Below are 18,755 nucleotides of genomic sequence, written 5' to 3'. Positions count from 1 at the left end.
GGTCGGTGCGGTGCGGTGGCGGGCCGTCACGGGCGCTGCCTCCGGCCGCGGCGCCGGGCCAGCGCGCCGGCGTCGCGGGAGCGCCGGGGCCGGCGCGCGGCGGGCCCGGTGTCGTCGCCGGCGTGCGCGGCCATGGCCCGTACGGTCGGGTGGCCGAACATGTCGAGGCGGGTGACCCGCAGGCCGAGCCGCTCCTGCAGGGCGGCGACCACGGAGGTCAGACGCAGTGAGTCACCGCCGGCGTCGAAGAAGTTGTCCTCCACGCCGACCTCCTCCAGACCCAGCACCTCGCACCAGACGGCGGCGATGCGGCGCTCCAGGTCCGTGCGGGCGGCTGCCCCGCCGCCGGCGACCCGGGTGCCGCCCGGCCGGGGCAGCGCGCCCCGGTCCACCTTGCCGTTCGGGGTGAGGGGCAGCTCCGGCAGGGCGACGACGGCGGCCGGGACCATGTAGGCGGGCAGGACCTCGCGCAGGCCGGCGCGCAGCGCGTCCGGGGCCGGGGCGGCGGGCCCGGTGACGTAGGCGACCAGGCGGCGCTCGCCCGGCCGGTCCTCTCGTACGACGGCGACGGCGGCGGTGACGCCCTCGGCGCGCCGCAGCGCGGACTCCACCTCGCCGAGTTCGACGCGGTAGCCGTTGAGCTTGACCTGGCCGTCGATGCGCTCCAGGTACTCCAGGCGGCCGTCGGGCAGGTGCCGCACCATGTCGCCGGTGCGGTAGGCCCGGCCGGTGCCGCCCCGGGGCGCGGTCACGAAGCGTTCGGCGGTCAGCTCCGGGCGGCCGAGGTAGCCGTCGGCGACGCCGTCGCCGGACAGGTACAGCTCGCCGGGGACACCGGGCGGGACGGGGACGCCCCGCTCGTCGAGGACATGGCAGCGGGTGTTGCCGACGGGGCGGCCGATGGTGACGGGCTCACCGGGACGCACCCGGTCGACGGTGGACCAGATGGTCGTCTCGGTCGGCCCGTACATGTTGTACAGGGCGCCCACGAGCGGGGCGAGCCGGCCGGCGAGTTCGCCGGGCAGCGGCTCGCCGCCGCACAGGGCGCGCAGCGCCGGGTCGCCCGCCCAGCCGGCGGTCAGCAGCATCTGCCAGGTGGTCGGGGTGGCCTGCAGGACGGTGGGCGCCGACCGCTCGACGCGCTCGCGCAGGGCGAAGCCGTCGGCGGCGACGGCGGCGGACAGCACCTCCACGGTGCCGCCGCGCACCAGCGGCAGGTACAGCTCCAGACCGGCGATGTCGAAGCAGACGGTGGTGAGGGCGAGCAGCGAGTCCGTGGCACGGAAGCCGGGGGTGCGGGCCATGGTCCACAGGAAGTTGACCAGCGCCCGGTGCCCGACCTGGACTCCCTTGGGTGTCCCGGTGGAACCGGAGGTGTAGATGACGTAGGCGGGCGCGCCCGGCTCGGACCGGTCGAACGGCCCGCTGCCGTCCGCCACGGGGTCGGTGCCGGCCAGGACCTCCGGCACCACGACGGGGGTGGCCGGGAAGCCGGCGAGGGTACCGCGCAGGGCCTCGTCGGTGAGGACGAGGCCGGCCCCGGAGTCGGTCAGCATGTGGCCGATGCGGGCGGCCGGGTAGATGGGGTCGATCGGCACGTAGGCGGCGCCGCTGCGCATCACCGCGAGGAGGCCGATCAGCAGCTCCGCCGAGCGCTCCAGGAGGACGCCGACCACGGTGCCGGGTCCGGCGCCCAGCCCGGCCAGGTGCCGGGCCAGCCGGTCGGCCGACGCGTCCAGTTCGGCGTAGGTCAGCTCGCGGTCCTCGAAGCGTACGGCGGTGACGTCCGGGGCGGCGCAGGCGAGGTCGCCGATGAGCCGGCTCACGGTGCGCTCGCGCGGGTAGTCGGCGGTGGTGTCGTTCCACCGCCGCAGCACCAGCTCCCGCTCCTCGGGGCCGAGCAGGTCGACGGAGCCCAGCGGGGCCCCGGGGGACGTCGCGGCACCGTCGAGGAACAGCGCGAAGTGCTCCGCCAGCCAATTCTCCTGACGCTTCGTCACCTCCGCGCCGCCGAAGCGCGCCGAGCCGTCGGCGTCGATCCGGACGGTCAGCGGGCGGCGGACGGGACCGGCCGGCCCGTCGGGCAGGATCACGGCGACGGGCAGCCCGGCGCGGGCGGCACCGGCCAGCTCGGGGTGGCGCAGCGCCACGTCGCGGCGGTACGGCGCGCGGGCCCTGATTCGGTCCAGTTCGGCGCCGGCCCGGCCGGTGAGGGCGTCGAGGGTGTCCTCCAGCAGGCCGTGCGGGGCGCGCAACGGCACCTCGCCGGCCAGCAGCCCGGCCGCCGCGCCACCGGCGGGCGGGACGGACACGGCGACGTCCTGTTCGCCGCCGCGGGAGAGCCGGGCGAGGAAGGCCAGGACGGCGGCGAACGCGACCCGCTCGGGCGCGGCGCCGTCGCGGGTGAGGGCCTCGGGCAGCGCGACCGGACCGGCCGGGCGGGCCCGGTCGGCCAGGCCGCCGAACCGGGGCGGCAGCATGGGCTCCAGCGACCGGAGCTGCCGCAGCCAGTGCCGCTCCTGCCGGTGCGCGGCGCGGGCGGCCTCGGCCAGCTCGGCGGCCTCGGCGTCGCCGAGGTGCGGGAAGCGGCCGTCGTGGCCGTCGGCCAGGGTCACGGCGAGCACGACGGGGTCGAGCCGTTCGCCGGACAGGCCGGCGAGATCGGTGAGGCGCACGTCCCGGTCGCCGGTGGCCACGGTGAGCGCGTCGGGACCGGAGCCGACGACCGTGCCGGGCGCGGCGGTGGAGGCCCGGCCGGTGACCTCCACGCCGCGTACGGCGACCAGGTCGCCGTCGAGGGCGAGCAGCGCGGTGCCGAAGTCGTTGCGGCGGCGCCCGAACGAGGTGGCCCGTACCAGCGCGTCCAGTTCGGCGGCGGGCTGGTGCCAGTCGAAGACACCGGCGCGGGGCAGTCCGTCGTAGCGGCCGTGGTAGGTCCGCAGGGCGAGGTCCTGCGGGGTGCGGGTGACCGTGCCGGCGGCGAGTTCGTCGACCAGTTCGGCGAAGGACTCGATGCCCGCCTCGAAGCAGGCGACGTCCAGGTCGTGCGCGGTGGCGTCCTGGTCGACGGGCAGCGCGCGCCGCTTGAGCACGTCGCCGGTGTCCGCCTCGCGGTCCATCACGTGCCAGGTCACGCCGTGCTGCTTGTCGCCCTCCAGGATCGCCCAGCTCGTGGCGAACAGACCGGCGTGCCGGGGCAGCGGGCCGTCGTGGAAGTTCACCGGCAGCCCGGCCGGCAGCGCCAGCACCTCCTCGGGCAGCATCCGCAGGTTGGCGATGCTGAACAGGTGGTCGAAGCGCAGCGGTGCCAGCCGCTCGGCGAGGTCCGGGCCGAACCGCACGGCGGGCAGGCCCTCGCCCTCGGCCCAGGCGAGCAGCCCGGGCGAGGGGGACACCACGGCGGCCACCGTGTGCCCGCGGGCCAGGAGCAGTCTCGTGCACTCGACGAGGAGGGTCTCCTCGCCGATCACGACGCAAGCGAACGGCTCGGCAGTCATCGTCCGTCTCCTTCGAACTTCCCGCGCTCCGCGAGCAGTACGGCCAGCAGCTCGTCCACGGCCGCGTCGGACAGGTCCTCGACCAGACGCCCGGCGTCGGTGGCCGGGTCGGCGACCGGGCCGGAACCCGCCGGGGCGGTGGCGGGACCGGGGGCCGTGACGGGACCGGTTGTGGTGGCGGGCCCGGCGGGTGCCGGGACCGGCCGGGGCTCGGGGGCGGCCGGCTCCCCGGGCCGGACCGCGCCCTCGGCGGCCGGTTCGGCGGCCCGCTCCGGGGCCGGTCCACCGTTGCTGTCCGGGGCCGGTCCACCGGCCCGCTCCGGGGCCGGTCCCGCGGTAGTCGTCGCCAGGGCGTGGAAGTGCTCGGCCAGGCGCCGGACGGTGATGCGCTCGAAGAGCAGCGTCGCCGGCTGGGGACCGTACACGCCCTCCAGGGCCCGGGTCAGTTCCAGCACCACCAGCGAGTCCACCCCGTAGTTCTCGAAGGTGAGGTCCGGGTCGAGCTGCTCCGGGGCGAGCTCCAGCACCCGGGCGAACACCTCGGTCACCTTGCGGAGTTCGTCGTCGACGGCCGTGCGGTCGCCGGCGGGAGCGGCCGGGGCCCCGCCGGCGACGGAAGCGGCCGGGACATCGGTGCCGGCGGCCCGGGACGCGTCCTGGACGGCCGGCGGCCGGGACGCGGGAACCAGGCCGTCGCTGACGGCGGCGATGACGCTCTGGAAGGCCGGGCCCGCCTCCGTGGCCGGTGCCGCCGCGCCGATGTGGGTGAACCCGCAGACGGCGAGCGCGTCCCGCCACTGGCGTTCGCTCGCCAGCGGGGAGCGGGGCAGCCGCTGCTCGGGGTCGGCGAACAGCCACCAGCCGGGGGTGAGTCCGAAGACGAGCGCGAGCTGGTCCCGGGGCCGGGTGCCCTCGACCAGCAGCAGGGCCCCGCCCCGCCGCAGCAGCGCCTTGGCCCGCGGCAGCGTGCCGGTCAGGCTCCGCGTGGCGTGGAAGACGTTGGTGCCGAGCACCACGTCGTACGCGCCGGGCTCGACGCCCTGGTCCGCCGCGTCCGCCTCGATGTCGAGCACTTCGAAGCGGGCGAAGGCATGGCCGGCGCCGAACCGGGTCCGGGCCTTGCGGACGAAGGCCGGGGAGACGTCGGTGAAGACGTACTCGACGGAGTCCGCGTACGGCGCCAGCGCGGCCAGCACCGTCGCGGTGGTCCCGCCCGTGCCCGCGCCGACCTCCAGGATCCGTACCGTGCGGCCGGGCTCGGCGGCCAGGCGGGCCCGTACCCGCTCGGTGACCAGCCGCGCCACCTCGGCGTTGCAGCGGTCGGTGACCGGGTCGCCCCGGTACACGGCGGCCACGCGCTCGGCGGAGCCGTCGGGGAAGAGGACGTCCATCGCGGAACGGCGGCCGGTGAGCACGTCGGGCAGGGCCGCCAGGCAGTCCCGCAGCAGCGTGCCGATGGGGGCGAGGGCCGGGTGCCGGTCCGTCAGCTCGTCGAGAGCGGCCACCAGGGCGGCCTCGTCCTCCACGGCGCGATCCGTCGGACGCAGACCGCCGTCGTCGTCGGCGCGCAGCACGCCGGCGGTCACCAGGATGGCGAGCTGGGCCTCGAACAGCGCCAGGTGTTCCGGCACGACACCCAGCCGGGCGGCGAGTTCCTCGTGGCCGGGCCCGTGGGCGCCGGGCGTGAGCTGCTCGAACAGGCCGGCCCGGCGCAGTGCCGGGGCCAGCAGCCGGTGCGCGAGATCCTCGAGCAGGTCGACCGCGCGCTGGTGCCCGGCCAGTTCACCGTCGTCGGTGCCGGTCCGGCCGGTGAAGCGGATCTCGGGCAGCGGGCCGGGGGTGCCGCCGGGCGGGCCGGGCAGCACGGTCAGGGTGCGGTCCGGGTCGATGCCCAGGTTGTCGAGGATGTGCCGGTCGGCGTCCAGCGCGAACACCTGCGGCAGGCCCGCCGTCAGGGCGCGCTCCACCACGGTCATACCGCGCTCGGCGGTCAGCGGCCGGATACCGGCGGCCTCGAACCGGCGCAGCACGCGCTCGCGTTCGGCGTCACCGCCCGCGTGCCAGTAGCCGAGGTTCAGCACCCGCACCGGGAAGGTCAGCGTCCGCCCGGCGTGCGCGGCGTAGGCGTCGGCGAAGGTGCAGCCGGCCGCGTAGCCGGCCTGGCCGTGGTTGCCCTCGAAGGCCACCCCGGAGGAGTAGAAGAGCACGAAGTCCAGCGGCTCCTCGCGCACCGCGTCCAGCACCGCGAAGGCGGTGTCCGTCTTGGACTCCACGGCGCGGCGCAGCTCCGCTTCGGAAAGCTCGCGCAGCTCCCGGTTGACCAGCGTCATCGCCGCGTTGAACACGCCGTGCAGGGCGCCGAACTCCTGCCGGGCCAGCCGGACGGCGTCGGCGAGCGCCGCCGGGTCACCGGCGTCCAGGGCGAGGTGGCGCACCTCGGCCCCGTCCTTCTCCAGCCCGGCGATCACGCGCCGGCGTGCCTCGTCCAGCGGGGAACGGCCGACCACGACCAGCTTCGCGCCGTAGGCGCGGGCGAGGTGCCGGCAGGTGTCCCGGCCGACGGCACCGAGACCGCCGACGACGAGGTAGACGCCGCCCTGCCGGAACGGGGGTGCGGCGCCTGGCAGTTCGATGCGCTCCAGGGTGCGGACCCGGCGCACACCGGCCCGGATCGACACCGGGGCCGGACGGGCCGGGAACGGCTCGGCCACGATCGCCCGCGCGGTCTCCGCGGCCTCCGCGGAGCGCACGTCGACCAGCGCGGCCCGCAGGTTCGGGTACTCCTTGGCCGCCACGGACGCCAGGCCCGCGAGACCGGCGGCCCACGGGGCGGAGGCGTCCCCCGCCTCCAGCGGGTGCAGGTCGGTGGTGACCACCTTCAGCCGCAGCGCCCGGTCGAGGACGCCGTGCCGGTCCAGCGCCCGCACCAGGCGGTGCAGTGCGAGGACCGAACGGTCCGTCAGGGCCCGCAGTCCGCTCCGGCCGGCGGGCTCGCGGCCGGTGCCGGCAGCCGTTTCGGCACCGGCGCCGGCGTCGGGACCGGTGCCCATGCCCGTGCCCGTGCCCGTGCCGAGGAAGTACACCAGGTCCGGCGCGGCCTCGGTCAGGGCGCGGTCCAAGTCGGCGTCGGTCAGGCCGTCGGCGCCGATCCGCAGCCGCCGTACGTCCGCCCCGGTGTGGGCGGCGGCGAGGTTCGCGGCGAGGCCGGTGTCCGGCCGCTCGGCGACCAGCAGCACGGTCCGGGCGGGTTCGGCCCGCCCGTCGGCGGGCCGGGCGGTCCACACGGGCCGGTGGACGACCACCGCCGGGTCCTTGGCCTGCCGGTAGGTGAGGCCGGTGAACCGGACGCGGGCGGCGCCGGCGTCGTCGCAGAGCAGGACGTCGTAGCGGTCGGTGCCGGTCCGGCGGACGTACGACCAGCCGGTGGCCGGGACTCGGCCGAGTACGTCGACGCGGTCGGCCGCGAAGGGCAGCATCGGCGTGCTCCGACCGGGGTTGTGACGTGCCATCAGGGCGGCGACGGTGTGCAGGGCGGCGTCCAGGACGCCCGGGTGCAGGGCGTGGTCCGCGTCGCCGTCCACGGCGCCGATCCGGCCCAGCACCTCCTCGTCGCCGGTCCACACCTCGCGTACCCGACGGAAGAACGGGCCGTACGGCAGGCCCTGGTCCGCCAGCAGACGGTAGAAGGCGTCCCCGTCCGGGCCCGCGTCGAGGCGGGCGCGCAGTTCCGCCACGTCGAGCGCGGCCGGGGCTTCCTGGGCGTCGCCGACCCGGCCGCGGGACCGGAGGGTGCCGTCGGGGCCGCGCACCTCGTAGCCGTCGGCGTCCAGGGCCACGGACACGTCGTCGGCGGGACCGGACAGCGCCAGCGGGGCCACCCAGCGCACGTCGGTCAGGGCCCGCCCGGTCAGGGCGCCGTGCGCCTCGGCGACGAGGTCGAGGTGGCCGGTGCCCGGCAGGATGGGCCGGCCGCCGACGGCGTGGTCGCGCAGCACGGGCTCGTCCTCGGCGAGCCGGCGCCGCCACTCACGGGACGCGGCGGGCGCGGATGCCCGGTCGGGGACGCGCTGGGCGGGCACCCGGACCCGGAGGGGGGCCGCCGGACCGGGCCGGGGCGCCGCGGCCGGTGCCGCGGGGCCGGTGTCCAGCCAGTGCCGTACGCGCTCGAACGGGTAGGTCGGCAGCGGTACCCGGCGGGGGGTGCCGGGGCGCATCCGGTCGACGAGGTCCCAGTCGACGGTGACGCCCGACACCCACAGCCGGGCGAGCAGGTCGTCTCCCCCGGCGCTGATCTGGGCGGCGAGGAAGTCGCCGCCGCCGACGGCCTCGGTCAGCAGGCCGGCCAGCGCCGGATGCTGCTCGACCCGGCCGCGGTGCAGCCGCTGGTCGTCCTCGCCGCGCCCGAAGGCGGTGAGCGCGGCCGCCGCGTCGGCGAGGTCGTCGGCGACGAACGCCAGCCGCTCGGGCAGGGGTTCACGGCCGGTGCGCAGGGTGTGCGAGACGTCGGCGAGCCGCGGCCCGGCCGACCCGGCCCGCGCGGCGGCGCCGAGGGCGCGGCCCATCCCGGCCGCGTAGGCGCGCAGCCGGGTCTCGTCGCGGGCGGAGAGCACGATCAGCTGGGGCGTCTCGGGCCCGGCGTCGGCGGGCTCGGGGGCGAGGTACTCCTCGACGACCACGTGGGCGTTGGTGCCGCCGGCGCCGAAGGAGCTGACGGCCGCGCGGCGCGGCAGCGGGCGGCCGTCGGCGGCGTGCGGCCGGGGCCAGGGCCGTGTCTCGCGCTGCACGGTGAACGGCGAGCGGGTGAAGTCGATGACGGGGTTGGGCTCATCGGCGTGCAGTGTGGGCAGCAGGGTGCCGTTGCGGAGCTGGAGGACGGCCTTGGTGAGCCCGGCGATGCCCGCGGCCCCCTCCAGGTGGCCGATGGCGGACTTCACCGAGCCGAGCGCGCAGAAGCCGGTGTCGCCGGTGTCCCGGGCGAAGGCCCGGGCGAGCGCGGTGTGCTCGATCGGGTCGCCGAGGGCGGTGCCGGTGCCGTGGGCCTCGACGCAGCCGATGGTCCGCGCGTCGACGCCGGCGGCGGCCAGGGCCTGTTCGACCAGGGCCTGCTGGGCCTGCGGGTTGGGCACGGTGAAGCCGCTGGTGCGGCCGCCGTGGTTGACGGCGGTGGCGCGGATCACGGCGTGCACCGTGTCGCCGTCCCGCACGGCGTCCGACAGCCGCTTGAGCAGCACCGCGCCGACTCCCTCGCCGGGCACGTAGCCGCTGCCGCCGGCCCCGAAGGCACGGCACCGGCCGTCGATGGACAGCATCGTCCGGTGGCTGAGGTGGACGTACTTGTCGGGGTGCGCGGAGACGTTCACCCCGCCCGCGAGGGCGTACGAGCACTCGCCGCGGCGGATGCTCTCGCAGGCCTGGTGGACGGCGACCAGGGACGCCGAGCAGGCGGTGTCCACGACCACGCTGGGGCCGCGGAAGTCGCCGAAGTAGGAGACCTGGTTGGCGACGGAGGCGCGGTTGGCGAGGACCACCTGGTGGTTGCCGCGCGCCGACTCGGTGGCGGCGAGGACCGCGTAGTCGTCCCACATCACGCCGACGAACACGCCGACGTCGTGTCCTTGGCCGCCGAAGCGGGGCGCGGGGATGCGGGCGGGCGGGTAGCCGGCGTTCTCCAGCGCGGACCAGGCCGTCTCCAGGAAGAGCCGTTCCTGCGGGTCCATGGTGCGGGCCTGCTTGGGCGAGATCTTGAAGAACAGCGAGTCGAAGCTGTCCACGTCGTCCAGGAAGCCGCCCCAGCGGCCGTAGCTGCGGCCGGGTGCGGCGGGGTCCGGGTCGAACAGGGCGTCGGCGTCCCAGCGGTCGGCCGGCACCTCGGTGACGCAGTCCCGTCCCTCGGCGAGGTTGCGCCAGAACTCGTCCAGGTCACGGGCCTTGGGGTAACGGCCGCTGATGCCGATGACGGCGATCGGGTCGTCGTCGGCCGGTGCCGGACGGGACGGCTCCGGCCGGGCCGCCGGTGCCGGGGCGGGCGCGGCGACGGGCGGCGCGGTCGTGGTGCCCGCGGTGCCGGGGGTGCCAGGGCTGTCGGCCGGGAAGAGGCGGGTCACGGCGTCGGCGTGTTCGGCGAGGACGTGGTCGGCAAGCTCGTCGACGGTGCGGCACTCGAAGAACACGGTGCCGCGCAGACCGGGGAAGTCCTTGGCGAGCAGGGAGTTGGACTCCATGACCAGCACCGAGTCCAGCCCGTAGTCGTCGAGCGGGATCCGGCTGTCGAGCCGCCCCACGGGCAGCTTCAGCACTCCGGCCAGGGCGGTGCGCAGATGCTCCACGAGCCGGCCCCGTACACGGTCGTCCGCCGCGGGTCGGCCGGGCGTGACCGGCGTGCCGGCCGCGGGTGCGGCGGGCGGGTTCGCGGCGGTCACGGCAGGGGTGGTGCCGGCCGGAGGCGCCGTGCTGGTGCCGGTGAGGGCCGCGTCGACGGCGGCCGCCTCGCCCCAGGCGGGGACCAGCCACGCGGTGCCGGCGCCGAGCGCGCTGTCGAGCAGGGCGACGCCCTGGGCGGCGTCCAGCGGCCGCATCCCGGTGCGGCGGGTGTAGGCGGCCAGTTCCTCTTCCCGGACCAGCCCGTCGACCCCGCCGACGGCCCACAGCGGCCAGGCCAGGGACAGGCCGCGGCCGTGCCGCAGGCCCTGCCGCGTCCAGTCGTCGCGCCGGGCCGTGTAGAGGTCGGCGAACCGGTTGGCCGTGGCGTAGCTGGCCGCGCCGAAGTCACCGATGACGGAGGAGACGGAGGAGAACACCACGAAGCAGTCGAGGTCGTCGTCGCGGGTGAGCCGGTCGAGGTGGACCAGGCCGTGGGTCTTGGCCGCGAGCACCCGGGTGAACCGCTCCCGGTCGCCGGGGTCGGCGCGGCCCTCGTCGGCGACGCCGGCCAGGTGGAACACACCGTGCAGGGCCCCGAAGCGGTCGCGGGCGGTCGCCAGGGCGGCGGCCAGTTCGTCGGCGCGGGCCACGTCGGCGCGCAGGGCGAGCACCTCGGCGCCGAGCCCGGTGAGCGTGCGGTGCCACTCGCGTGCGGTGGCGTCCGGTTCGGAGCGGCCGATCAGCACCAGCTTGGCCGCGCGGGTGCGGGCCAGGTGCTCGGCGAGGACACGGCCGATGGCTCCGCCGCCGCCGGTGACGACGTGGACGCCGCCGTGTCGCAGGGGTGACGCGGTGGCACCGGACGGCCGCACCGGCCGCAGGGCGCGGATCTCCCTGCCGCCGTTCGCCGTGCGGCGCGCCTCCAGCCCGGCCGCGCGGGGCACGGCGCGCAGTTCGGCGGCCACGGCCTCGGCGGCCGCGTCGGCGGCGAGGGCCGGGTCGACGCCCAGGGTGAGCAGTTCCAGGCGGGGCGCGGTGGGGGCCGTGGACCGGGCGAACCCGGCCAGGGCGGCCCACTCCGGCCGGTCGTGGCCGCCCTCCCGGGGGTGGAGGACGAGCAGGCGCACCCGGCCGGGCAGGGCGTCGGACCGGGCGGCTCCGAGCACCTGGAGCGCCGTCCCGCAGACCCGGTCGAGCAGGCCGGCGGGGTCTCCCGCGTCCGCCGCCGGGGCGGGGGCGGTCAGGCCTCCCACGACGGCGAGGTCGAGGCCGTCGGGGTGCGCGAGCCCGGCGAGGGCGTCGGCGAGGGCGCCGGGGTCCTCGGGCACGTTCACCACGCGGCGCCACACTCCGGTCGCGGCGAGGGCCGCCTCCAGTTCGGGGTGACGGCCGAGGACGGCGAGGGTGTCGGCCGCGTTCCCCTGCGCGGGTTCGCCGGCGGCCTGCCAGCAGGGCTCGTAGAGGCGCGCCTCACCGCTCGCGGGGGCGGTGGCACCCGGGGCGGGCACGGCGTCCGGCGTCTCGGGCGCCGTGGTCCCGGCCGCGGTGGCGGGCGCGGGGGCGCGGCCCGCGAAGTCACGGAGTTCGGCGAGGACATGGCCCTGCTCGTCGTAGACGGTCAGGTCGAAGCGGCGCACGCCGGCCGTCTCCCCCGTCCGCCGGGCGTGGGCGAGGCAGACGGGCGGCAGCGGGGCGTGCACGTCGAGCGCGCCGAGGCTGAAGGGCACCGCGAGTTCGCCCGCGCCGGGCGCGGTGGTGCGGCCGGCCCAGTGGCAGGCCCGCAGCGCTCCGTCGAGCAGCGCGGGGGGCACCTCGGTGACCGGTCCGCCGTCGCCGGCGTCGAGGCGGACCAGGGCCTCGCCGGACCCGGCGCGGATCTCGTCGATGACCTGGAACGAGGGGCCGTAGCCGAACCCGGCGGCCGTGTAGTCGGCGTAGGCGCCGGCCCGGTCGCGCAGGACGGGGAGCCGGGCGCGCAGCGCGCCGAGGTCCTCCGGTGCGGCGGTCGCGACCGGAGCCGGGACGGCGCGGCCCCGGGCGTGGGTGGTGCGTTCGCCGCCGGTCTCGCCGTACACCTCGAAGAGCAGGGCGTCGCCGTCGGGACGGAAGGAGACGTACACGGTCCGCTCGCCGTCGGCGACCTCCACCGCGCGGCCCCAGACCACCTCGCGCAGCGCGTGCCGGACGCCGGGCCGGGCGAGGTGGGCGGCGACGCGGACGAACTCCAGCGTCGCGGCGCCGGCGAGCAGGCGCCGGCCCTCGATGACGTGGTCGCGCAGCAGCGGGTCGCCGGAGCGCCACGTCTTGGCGAAGCGGACCTCGTCGACGGTCGACTCGTTGGCGTCGACCAGCGGGTGCGGCGCGGACGTGCCGAGGTCCGGGTCGAGCGGGATCCAGTAGCGCTCGGGGGCGAACGGGTAGAGCGGTGCGCGGGTCCGGCGCGGTGCGGGGCCCGGCCGGCCGGCGTGCCAGGCCCGCCAGTCCACGTCGGCGCCGGTCAGCCAGCGGCGGGTCAGCTCACCGAGCGGGCCGTCGTCGGTGATCCCTGGCTGGGGCTCTCCAGCGGCGCAGCGGCGCAGCGCGGCGGCGACGGCGGCGCCGTCGGTGGCGACGACGGCGAAGCGGGCGTCCATGGCCTCGCGGCCCGTCTGGCTGGTGAAGCACAGGTCGGCGAGCGGCACCCGCTCGGTCTCCAGGAAGCGGGCGGCGCGTTCGGCGTGGGCGCGCAGCCGCTCCCCGTCCCTGGCGGACAGGACGAAAGCCACCGGCTCGCCGGTGTGCTGCCGCGCGGCGGGGACGTCGGTCTCCGGCTCGGGGCGCGGCGACTCCTCCAGGACCAGGTGGGCGTTGGACCCGCCGGCGCCGAAGGAGCTGAGTCCGGCGCGGCGCGGGGTGTCCCCGGCGGGCCAGTCGGCCAGGTCGCGCTGGACGCGGAACGGGGAGCGGTCGAAGTCGATGTTCGGGTTCAGCTCCTCGGCGTGCAGCGACGGCACCAGCGTGCGGTGGGCGAACTGGAGCAGCACCTTGGTGAGTCCGGCCATGCCGGCGGCGGACTCCAGGTGTCCCACGTTGGACTTGACCGAACCGATCGGCCAGGTGCCGGGCCCGGCCTCGGCGGTGCGGTACGCCCGGCCGAGTCCGGTCAGTTCGATCGGGTCGCCGAGCGCGGTGCCGGTGCCGTGGGCCTCGACGTAGCCGATGCCGTCCGGGGAGACGCCGGCCCGCGCCATGGCCGCGGTGACGGCGCGCTGCTGGGCGTGCGGGTTGGGCACGGTGTAGCCGTTGGTCCTGGCGCCGTGGTTGACGGCGCTGCCGAGGATCAGGCCGTGGACGCGGTCGCCGTCCGCCAGGGCGCGCCGGTACGGCTTGAGCAGGACGGCGCCGACACCCTCGCCGGGCACGTAGCCGTCGCCGCCGGCGCCGAAGGCGCGGCAGCGGCCGTCGGAGGACAGGAAGCGGCCCTGGCTGAGGAAGGCGTACTTGTAGGGGTGGACGGAGACGTTGACGCCACCGGCCAGGGCCAGTTCGCTCTCGCCCCGGCGCAGGCTCTCGCAGGCCAGGTGGATCGCGGTCAGCGACGAGGAGCACATGGTGTCCAGCGCCATGCTCGGGCCGGAGAGGTTCAGGGCGTGGCTGACCCGGTTGGCGATGGTCGCGAACGACGAACCGGTCAGCGGGCGGCCGCCGCGCAGCGCGTCGAGGGCGCCGTGGAACTGGTACTCGCCGTACATCACGCCGACGTACACACCGACCGGGCGGCCCGCGAGGTCGGCACGGCGGTAACCGGCGTCCTCCATGACATGCCAGGCGTTCTGCAGGAACAGTCGCTCCTGGGGGTCCATCAGCTCCGCCTGGCGCGGGGAGATGCCGAAGAACAGCGGGTCGAAGCGGTCGACGTCGCGCAGGAACCCGCCCCAGCGGGTGTGGGCACGGCCGGGCGCGGCCGGGTCCGGGTCGTACCAGCGGGTGTGGTCCCAGCGGTCGGCGGGGATCTCCGTCACACAGTCGCGGGCCTTTGTCAGGTTGGTCCAGAACTCCTCGACGTCGTCCGCCATGGGGTAGCGGCCGGCGATGCCGATGACCGCGATGGCGTCGTCCTCGTCGGCCGGCGACGGCGTGGCGGACCGGTCGCCGGGTGCGATGCGGGCCGTACGCGCCGTACGTCCCGTACGGGCCGTACGGGCCGTCCGGGAGGGGCGCGGCGTCGCGGTGACCGGGGAGGCGGCCGGCGACGGCGCGGCGGCGGTGCCGCCGGTCTCCTCGGCCGCGGCGGTGCCGCGCAGTTCGGCGGCGTGGTGCTCGGCGAAGTAGCCGGCGAGTTCGCCGAGGGTGGCGTACTCGAAGAAGAGGGTCTTGGACAGCCGGTCGAACCGCTTGCCCAGTTCGCGGTTGAGCTTGGTGATCGTCAGTGAGTCGATGCCGTGGCGCTCGAACGGGTCGTCCTCGCCCAGTTCGGCCGGGTCCAGGCCCGTCTCGGCGGCGATCAGGGTCCGCAGCAGTGTCACGGCGAGGGCGTGCGGCTCCTCGCCGCCCGGCGCGCCGGGCGCTTCGGCGGCGGCCGGGGCGCGGCCGACGGGGGCGCGTCCCGACAGCGTGCCGTCGATCTTCACCAGGTCGCCGTGGGCCGCGACGAACGCGCCGGGCACGCCGAGGACCCGCTCGAACAGGGCGAGGCCCGTGCCGGTGGGCAGGACGCCGAAGCCGGTACGGGCGGCGATGTCCGCGGCGGCCTCGGCGGTCTGCCGCATGCCGCCGTCGGCCCACATGGGCCAGGCGACCGAGGTGATCCGCGGGTGGCGCTCGGCGTAGGCGTCCAGGTAGGCGTTGGCGTACGCGTAGTCGGTCTGGCCGGCGCTGCCGATGTGGGCGGCGATCGAGGAGAAGGCGACGAAGAAGTCCAGCGGGTCGTCGGCGGTGGCGGTGTCGAGCGCGCGCACTCCGTCGACCTTGGGTGCGAGTACGGCGGCGAAGTCGTCGGCGGACTTGGTCAGGGCGAAGCCGTCGCGCAGCACGCCGGCGGCGTGGACGACACCGTTGATGGGGCCCATCTCGGCGCGTATCGCGTCCAGTTGGCGTGCCACCGCCGCCGGGTCCGAGACGTCCGCGGTGCGGTAGGACAGGCGTTCGGCGAGTGCGGCGGGCGGCTGCTCGCCGCGGCCGAGCAGCACCACGCGGGCGTCGGCGCGGCCGAGGATCCAGTCCGCGACGGCACGGCCGAGTCCGCCCGTGCCGCCGGAGACGACGTACACGCCGCCGTCGCGGACGGCGACGGGCCCGGCGGCCGGTGCGGGCGCGGGCCGGGGCACCTGGCGGCCGCCCGTGGTGTGGACGGCCTCGGGGTCGCGGCCGTCGCCGGCCAGTTCGGCGGCGAGCGCCGCCGCCTCGTCCACGCCCTCGGCGAGTCCGACGGCCTGGACGGCGAGCAGCGGGTTCTCGGCCCGTACGGTCCGGGCGAAGGCGCCCAGCGCCGCACGCTCGGGCCGTGCGCCGCCGGCCTCGTGACGGTGCAGCAGCAGGACGCGCACGGGTGTGGTGGGCCGGGCCCGCAGCAGCCGCTGGACCAGCCCCAGCGTCTCCTCGGCCGTGGGCTCGTCCACCAGCAGCACGTCCGGTACGGACCCATCCGCCGTACCCGTCGCGGCGGCCGGTCCGGTTCCGGTCTCCGGTGCGGTCACCTCGCCGACGCCGCAGCCGGTCAGGGCGGCGGTGAGCCGGTCGCGGCGGGCGGCGGTCGCGGCGAGGACGACGCCGGTGGCGCCGGCCGGGGTGCCGGCGGGCTCGGCGGGCGCGTCGGTCCAGCGGCGCACCAGCAGGGCGGACTCGCCCGGTTCGCCGGGTCCGCCCGCGGCCGCTTCGCCCGTTCCGCCGAGCACCCGTACGGCCAGGTCGGTCAGCCGGGCGAGGACGGTGCCGTGGTCGTCGGTCAGGGTGAGGTCGGCCCGGGCCGAGCGCTCGCCCAGCCGGCGGGTGGTGACCAGCGCCCGGCAGGCCCCGGCGACCGGGGCGTGCACGGTGAGTCCGGCGAGGGCCAGCGGCAGGAACCCCTCGGCGGTGTCGCCGTAGGAGCGGGTGAGGAGCAGCACCAGGGCGTGCAGGGCGCCGTCGAGGAGCGCGGGGTTGAGGACCGCGCCGTCGAGCGCGGCGCCGTCGGGCAGTTCGAGGGTGGCCAGCGCCTCCCCCTCGCCCAGCCGGACCTCGGTGAGGGCTCGCATCCGGGGCCCGTAGTCGAGGCCGAGGCGGCGCAGCGTGTCGTAGCACTCGGAGTGCCGGAGCGTCTCGGTGCAGCGGGCGGCCGCCGCCGCGAGGTCGGCCGGGGCGGGCGGTTCGGCCGGGCCCGGCTCGATGCCGCCGGCCGCGTACCCGGTGTCGTCGCCGTCACCGGTGATCTCGAATCCGGCGCCGTCGTCCTCGCGCCAGAGCGAGATCAGCGAGGTGCGCGGCCCGGTGGCGTGGCTCAGCAGGCGCTCGAAGGAGACGTCGCGCAGGGAGACGGCCGTGCCGAGGGACAACTCGGCCGCCGCGCGCGCGAGTTCCAGCTGCGCGGCGGCGGGCATGACGGGTTCGCCGTGGACCCGGTGGTCGGCGAGGTAGAACTCCTCGCCGGTCCGGGTGGTGCGGTAGGCGAGGGTGTCGAGGGTGGAGACGTTCTCGTCGAGCAGGGGGTGCGGGCCCGGTGCGGCGAGCCGCGGCGCGGTGGCCTCGTGCGGTCCGGTCAGCCAGCAGCGGCGGCCCTCGAACGGGTAGGTGGGCAGCGGCACCCGGCCGCGCTCCTCGCCCGCGAACCAGGCGGCCCAGTCGACGTCGGCCCCGGCCTGCCAGGCGCGGGCCACCCCGCCCCACGGTCCGTCGGCGACGCCGAGGGCGGCCCCGCGTACCTCGTCCGCCGCGCCGCGCAGCGCGATCCGGCCGCGGCCCGGGGCGGTACGGGGCGCCTCGGCGCCGGGGCGGCCGAGAGCGGCCACGGCCTCGGCGAGGGTCAGCGCACCGGTGACGCACGCGGCGGCATGGGCGGCGAGTCCGTCGCCGTGGACGGCGACCGGCCGCAGACCGAGGTCCAGCCACAGCCTGCCGAGCGCGTACTGCACGGCGAAGGCCGCGCCGCGTGCGCCGTGGCCGAGCGCGCCGGCGGCCACGGCCGCCGCGTGGTGCCCGGCGAAGGCGGGTTCCTCGGCGCACCACCGCTCGGCCGGCCCGGCCGCGTCGGGCACCTCCTCGGCGAAGACGAAGGACACCTCGCCCGTGGCGGGCCGTTCGGGCTCCTCGGCGGCGCGCAGCGCGGCGGCGAGGGCGGCGCGGTCGTCGCCGGTGACGGCGAGCCGGTACTCGTGGGCGCGGCGCCCGACCGCCAGGGTGTAGGCGACGTCGGCGAGCGCGGCACGGTCGTCGCTCTCGAGGTGGTCGGCGAGGTCGCCGGCCGCGGTGCGCAGCGCGCTCGGGGTACGGGCGGAGACCACCAGGACCTGCCGCCGGCGGGAGTCGCCGGCGGCGGGCGCGGGCGGCGCCTCCTGGAGTACGGCGTGCGCGTTGGTGCCGCCGATGCCGAACGAGCTGACGCCCGCGCGCAGCGGCCCGTCCCCGGTCCAGGGGGTGGTGGCGGTGCTGACCTCGAAGGGGCTCGCGGCGAAGTCGACGGCCGGGTTGGGCGTGTTGTGGTTGACCGTCGGCACCAGGGTGCGGTGCTTCATCATCAGCGCCGTCTTGATGACGCCGGCGACACCGGCGGCGGCGTCGAGGTGGCCGACGTTGGACTTCACCGACCCGATCGCGCAGAAGCCGGTGTCGGCGGTGGCCTCGCGGAAGGCCTTGGTGAGGGCGGAGACCTCGACGGGGTCGCCGAGCCGGGTCGCGGTGCCGTGGGCCTCGACGTAGCCGATGGAGCGCGGGTCGACGCCGGAGACGGTGTGCGCCTCGCGGATGACGGCACTCTGCCCGGCGGCGCCGGGGGCGGCGAAACTGACCTTGCCGCTGCCGTCGTTGTTGGTGGCCGTGCCCTTGATGACGGCGTGGATGGTGTCCCGGTCGGCGAGGGCGTCCCGCAGCGGCTTCAGGACGACGACCCCCACGCCGTTGCCGAGGACGGTGCCGCCGGCGTCCGCGTCGAAGGCGCGCACGTGCCCGTCCGGGGACAGGATGGCGCCTTCCTCGTACAGGTAGCCCTTGACCTGCGGCAGTTTGACGGTGACACCGCCGGCCAGGGCCATGTCGCACTCGCCGTTGATCAGGCCCTGGCAGGCCAGGTGCAGGGCGACCAGCGAGGTGGAGCAGGCGGTCTGCACGGTGTAGCTCGGGCCCTTGAGGTCGAGCTTGTACGACAGCCGGGTGGCCAGGTAGTCCTTGTCGTTGCCGACCATCACCGCGAAGTGGCTGGAGGTGGTGGTCTGGTCGACGTGCGGCAGCACGTGCTGCTGGAGGTAGGTGTTGATGGCGGCGCCGGCGTAGACGCTGATCAGCCCGTCGAAACGGGCCGGGTCGTAGCCGGCGTGTTCGAGGGCCGCGTGCCCGGTCTGCAGCATGATGCGGTGCTGCGGGTCGGTCATGGCGGCCTCGGCCGGGGTGAACTCGAAGTACCCGGTGTCGAAGAGGTCGACGTCGGGGATGACGCCGTGTGCCGGGACGTAGGCGGGGTCCGTCAGCAGCCGGGAGGGCACGCCCGCCGCAGCCAGTTCCTCGGGGCTGAACCGGGTGATGCCCTCGCGGCCCTCGCGCAGGAGGTGCCAGAAGGAGTCCAGGTCGTCGGCGCCGGGGAAACGCCCGGCCATGCCGATGATCGCCACATCCGTCTCGGCCGCCTGGACCTCGGGGCTGCTCACTGGGCCAACTCTTCCTTCGCGTGGGGCTGTCCGGGTGCGGACGGCCGGTTGCCGGTGGTGCCGGGGTGGGGGCGGGTGCCTGTCGGAG

General features: G+C 76.8%; 2 protein-coding genes. Both read right to left on the bottom strand.

Annotation, left to right across the window (positions count from 1 at the left end):
- Positions 1 to 26 precede the first annotated feature (26 nt).
- Positions 27 to 3,497 carry an amino acid adenylation domain-containing protein gene (locus tag ABZ478_RS25865; RefSeq protein WP_359553040.1) on the bottom strand — a complete coding sequence of 1,157 codons (3,471 nt, stop codon included), beginning with the start codon at positions 3,495 to 3,497 and terminating at the stop codon, positions 27 to 29.
- Positions 3,494 to 18,667 (bottom strand): SDR family NAD(P)-dependent oxidoreductase, encoded by a 15,174-nt coding sequence (locus tag ABZ478_RS25860; RefSeq protein ID WP_359553039.1) that lies wholly within the window; start codon positions 18,665 to 18,667, stop codon positions 3,494 to 3,496. Before ABZ478_RS25860 ends, ABZ478_RS25865 begins: the two co-directional genes overlap by 4 nt.
- Positions 18,668 to 18,755 lie beyond the last annotated feature (88 nt).

Source organism: Streptomyces sp. NPDC005706, from assembly GCF_040631045.1.
In the GTDB taxonomy this organism is placed as follows: Bacteria; Actinomycetota; Actinomycetes; order Streptomycetales; family Streptomycetaceae; genus Streptomyces.
The sequence above is the reverse complement of the archived record's forward strand: the minus strand, read 5'-3'. Positions and strand labels throughout refer to the sequence as shown.

What these genes read in the sequence shown, in the direction of transcription:
- ABZ478_RS25865 (WP_359553040.1), bottom strand. Translation starts at nt 3,497, where the DNA reads ATGACTGCCGAGCCGTTCGCTTGCGTCGTGATCGGCGAGGAGACCCTC.